The organism is Chamaesiphon sp. OTE_8_metabat_110, assembly GCF_031382685.1.
In the GTDB taxonomy this organism is placed as follows: Bacteria; Cyanobacteriota; Cyanobacteriia; order Cyanobacteriales; family Chamaesiphonaceae; genus Chamaesiphon.
In genome coordinates this window covers 1-4,196 of record NZ_JANMZA010000007.1, presented here as the reverse complement: position 1 = coordinate 4,196, position 4,196 = coordinate 1, and the positions used below count along the sequence as shown (strand labels likewise).

Annotated in this window: 3 protein-coding genes; 1 reads left to right on the top strand and 2 read right to left on the bottom strand. The window is 47.6% G+C overall.

What is annotated here, in order from left to right; all coding sequences use genetic code 11:
* Positions 1-86: 86 nt before the first annotated feature.
* Positions 87-1,604, bottom strand: coding sequence for a threonine ammonia-lyase, biosynthetic (ilvA, locus tag RMO52_RS00235; protein ID WP_310409963.1), 1,518 nt, complete (start codon positions 1,602-1,604; stop codon positions 87-89).
* Between the two features lie 1,171 nt (positions 1,605-2,775).
* Between ilvA and RMO52_RS00230 the strand changes: the two genes are divergently transcribed.
* A complete protein-coding gene (locus tag RMO52_RS00230; RefSeq protein ID WP_310409961.1) occupies positions 2,776-3,219 on the top strand; it encodes a response regulator in 444 nt (147 codons plus the stop codon).
* 135 nt (positions 3,220-3,354) lie between these two features.
* On the opposite strand, the gene aat is transcribed toward RMO52_RS00230, so the two are convergent.
* Positions 3,355-3,945: a leucyl/phenylalanyl-tRNA--protein transferase gene (gene aat, locus RMO52_RS00225; protein ID WP_310409959.1), complete on the bottom strand. Its 591-nt coding sequence runs from the start codon at positions 3,943-3,945 to the stop codon at positions 3,355-3,357.
* Positions 3,946-4,196: the final 251 nt, after the last annotated feature.

The window sequence follows — 4,196 nt, the reverse complement described above, 5'->3', positions numbered from 1 at the left end:
AGGGGGGGTTGGGGGGGTAAGCCAACTCAAACGAAGTCTAGCCAACCTGCATACATCCAGTAGAGACTGAGCAAGTGGCTTAAGCCTCAACTCAAAAACAACTGATAAGCAGGATTCTGGCGCTCGTCCCAGTAACGATAGGGGGTGCGATCGAGAAAATCCGCCCAAGCAGTCATTTCCGTCGGTGGTACCTCAATCCCGATTAAAATGCGTCCGTAATCGGCACCGTGATTGCGATAGTGGAAGAGACTGATATTCCACTCGGGGTTCATACTATTGAGAAATTTGGTGAGTGCGCCCGTGCGCTCGGGAAACTCAAACCGATAGAGCAGTTCGTCTTGCACCACTGACGAACGTCCGCCGACGAGATGTCGCAGGTGCAGCTTAGCCATTTCATCATCGGTTAGATCGATCGTTTTAAAGCCTTCAGCTACCAATTTAGCAATAATCGTCGCAGTATCTGCCCGATTTTGGACTTGAACGCCGACGAAAATATGCGCTTGAGTCGCATTCGCCATCCGGTAGTTAAATTCCGTGAGATTGTGCGTCCCCAAACAGGTACAAAAGCGCCGAAAACTGCCCCGCTCCTCCGGAATAGTCACCGCCAAAATTGCTTCGCGGCGTTCGCCAACTTCCGCCCGCTCGGCGACAAATCGCAGCCTGTCGAAATTCATATTGGCACCACAAGCCACCGCCACCAGGGTTTTACCCACGATTTCCTCGCGCTCGATATAGGCTTTGGCACCTGCGATCGCCAACGCCCCCGCAGGTTCTAAGATCGATCGAGTGTCCTCAAACACATCCTTAATTGCCGCACAGATGTCGTCTGTATCGACCAGGATCGTCTCATCGACATACTTTTGACACAATCTAAAGGTTTCGACCCCTACCTCCTTCACAGCCACCCCATCGGCAAATAAACCCACCCGATCGAGTTTGACTCGCTCCCCAGCCGCAAGCGATCGACTCATCGCATCGGCATCGACTGGCTCCACGCCAATAATTTTGATCTCGGGATACAACCGCTTGACATATGCGCCAATCCCAGCAATCAACCCACCACCCCCAATCGCGACAAAAATTGCATGAATCGGCTGTTGATACTGACGCAAAATCTCCATCCCGATCGTCCCCTGTCCGGCAATTACATCGGGATCGTCAAAAGGATGAATAAAAGTCAAACCCCGCTCTGCGCCAAGCTGACAGGCATAAGCATAGGCATCATCGTAAGTCTCGCCCGAGAGAATTACCTCTGCACCCCGAGCCGCAACTGCATCGATTTTCATTTGCGGCGTCGTCACTGGCATGACGATCGTCGCAGTGGTGCCCAGTCGCTTGGCACCTAACGCCACACCCTGCGCGTGGTTGCCAGCCGAAGCCGCAATTACCCCCCGCGCCAACAATTCCGGCGGCAGTTTAGCCATCTTGTTATAAGCCCCGCGCAGCTTGAAGGAAAAAACAGGCTGCATGTCTTCTCGCTTGAGCAAAATCTGATTTTTCAAACGATCGGAGAGAATTGGAGCGCGATCGAGTGGTGATTCGATCGCCACATCGTAGACGGTAGCCGTCAGGATTTTTTGGAGGTAGTCAGGATCGCTAGACATGAGCGGAGCAAGTGTGGATGAATGTAGATCTAGTCTACAGTCCTTCTGCTGGCGTCGCTCGCCTTCACCTTCCCTAACCTTATTTGGCGTTGCTGAATCTGGGTATGAAAGGGGGACTGGGGGACTGGGTGACTGGGAGAAGGGGATTTGGGAGTTGCACAAAAAGGGAAATCATACATCAATTCAGCAATGCCCTGCTGGAGAGCCGATCTGCTGAAACCATAGTCGTCAGATTGTCAGCTTACACATAAGTCGGCGATCGTCCGACCAAACTATTTTTTACATCTGTGTCGATCGTTACGGAGCTTTTTCGATCTGTTCAAACTTTACTGACAACTCAACTAAACGGATATTTTTGTGTATAAAATTGTACTTGCAACACTTGCGATATCTATCGATCGAGCCTAAAAAAGTTGCTATAATTATTCGGATATTACCAAGCAGTCTATATATTTCAACACATTTTCTTACTTATTAGACACCAAATAACATTCGGACAAATTAATGCTATTACCAATCTAATTCCTAATGATAGCGATCGCTCGATGTTGAGGTTTTATAAATAAATAGCCAACACACTTTCGTGATTTGCTTTTCAATCGATCGTTATTGAACGTGTGATATTAAGATCTAGACAAATAATTAGAATAATTGTTTGTCTAATAGTTCGCCTGCTAGAAATTTTATCAAATTATTGCGATCGAGATCTCAATATAGCAAATTATACCAAGACAAAATACTTATAAATCCAACTGTTTGGGATCGATCGGCCGATCGGCCGATCGTGCCGAAACCTGCTAACGCCATATAGAGAAATCGCTCAGGGTGCGATCGTCATTTACCACGTCGGTCATCTTGCCGATCGATATTGAGTATTGCTAACGCTACTCAGTAAAGCTTCAGAAGACCTGGCTCTTCCTAGACATAGCGACCGAGCAAAATAGGATCGTATCGGGCACAATCGCCAATTAAGATCGTCAGGTTATTATCGATCGTTGGCAACTAAAACAATGCTCGAATCTATGATATGGTAGTGTCTCAGACACCAATCTATTTCTGGATTGCCATCCCCATGACTTTTAGTAACTACTGATATTTTCAATGACGCACATCGGTTATAATGTTGCACTATACAAGCTTATATCCCTTTATTAAATAAAAGTTTTGATAAATGAAATCAGTTGCGACAGGTGTCAAGTTACATACGGATAGAATCCTCATCGTTGATGATTCGCCGGAAATCCTCTCCGTTACGGAAGCTATTCTATCCTCCGCAGGCTATGAGACGATCGCCTATACCGACGGAAACATTGCCCTGCAAATTATGGAATTGTTACCGCCAGATTTGATCGTGCTCGATATCAACATGCCTCATATTGACGGGTTTGAAATGACTAAGCGCATCAGAGGTAATCCTACCTGGGATTTGACGCCCATCCTTTTATTTACGGCACTCGACAGTTCTCAAGCCGCGTATGGACTTGAATGTGGTGCTGACGATTTACTGGGCAAACCTATTGGGATCGAGGAGTTACTAGGCAAGGTAAGTTTGTTACTGCATTCTCGTTATCGTCAACAACTGCGGGCGGGGTCGGGATTAGGGATTAGGCTTTAGGTTGTAGCAGAGACGGGATAGGGGTTAGACTTTGGGCTTTAGGGATTAGGCTTTAGGTTGTAGCAGAGGCGGGACTAGACTACTTGCTAGTAGACAGAATCCTGCTTGTCCAAAAATCCCGATTGGGGTTATTTTCTAGATAATCTTAGGATTAAATTGACACTTCTGGGCGATCGCGACTTGGAGTAGATTTTGATATCGCTCGGTATCGATCGTATATGCACCAAATCGTTCGAGGTGTGGATTAGTCATTTGGGCGTCAAAGAGCCGAAAATTTTGCTGGCGGAGATGATTGACTAACTGCACCATCGCCACTTTCGATCCCTCGGGAATATGAAAAAACATCGATTCGCCAATAAAGGCAGCACCGACAGCAATCCCCAAGATACCGCCAGCGAGTTCGTTCCCTTGCCAAGTCTCAAAACTATACGCCCAACCCGCTTGGCACAACTCCCAGTAGATCTCCTGAAGCTCCCGAGAAATCCAAGTAGTATCGCGATCGGCACAACCTGCTACAACCGCTCGAAAATCCCCATTAATCCTGACAGTAAAGCGATCTTGATTGATGACGCGTCGCAATGATGTCGGGTACCGAAAGCGATCGTCGAGTGGAATCAGCGCATGTTTGTCGCTAGAATACCACTGAAGGTCGCTATCCTCATCATCTGCCATCAAAAAATAACCCTGCGAGTAACCCTCGATAATTCCCGGTATGTGGTATTTCATTTAGGTTTTAGGCTTTAGGTTTTAGGCTTTCGAGGAAGAGGGAAGGGGGAAGAGGGAAGGGGGAAGGGGTAAAGGGTAAAGGGTAAAGGGTAAAGGGTAAAGGGTAATGGTAATGGTGAAATCCAGTCCACCAGTCCCCCAGTCAGTGAGCGGAGCCGTTGGCGATAGCCTGCCGTAGGCACACTGCCAGTCTCCCATCTCCCATCTCCCATCTCCCATCTGACTTAGTAGTCTACAACTCTTTCTCAAAC

Coding starts and splice junctions, on each gene's coding strand:
- ilvA (WP_310409963.1), bottom strand. CDS start 1,604: ATGTCTAGCGATCCTGACTACCTCCAAAAAATCCTGACGGCTACCGTC.
- RMO52_RS00230 (WP_310409961.1), top strand. CDS start 2,776: ATGAAATCAGTTGCGACAGGTGTCAAGTTACATACGGATAGAATCCTC.
- aat (WP_310409959.1), bottom strand. CDS start 3,945: ATGAAATACCACATACCGGGAATTATCGAGGGTTACTCGCAGGGTTAT.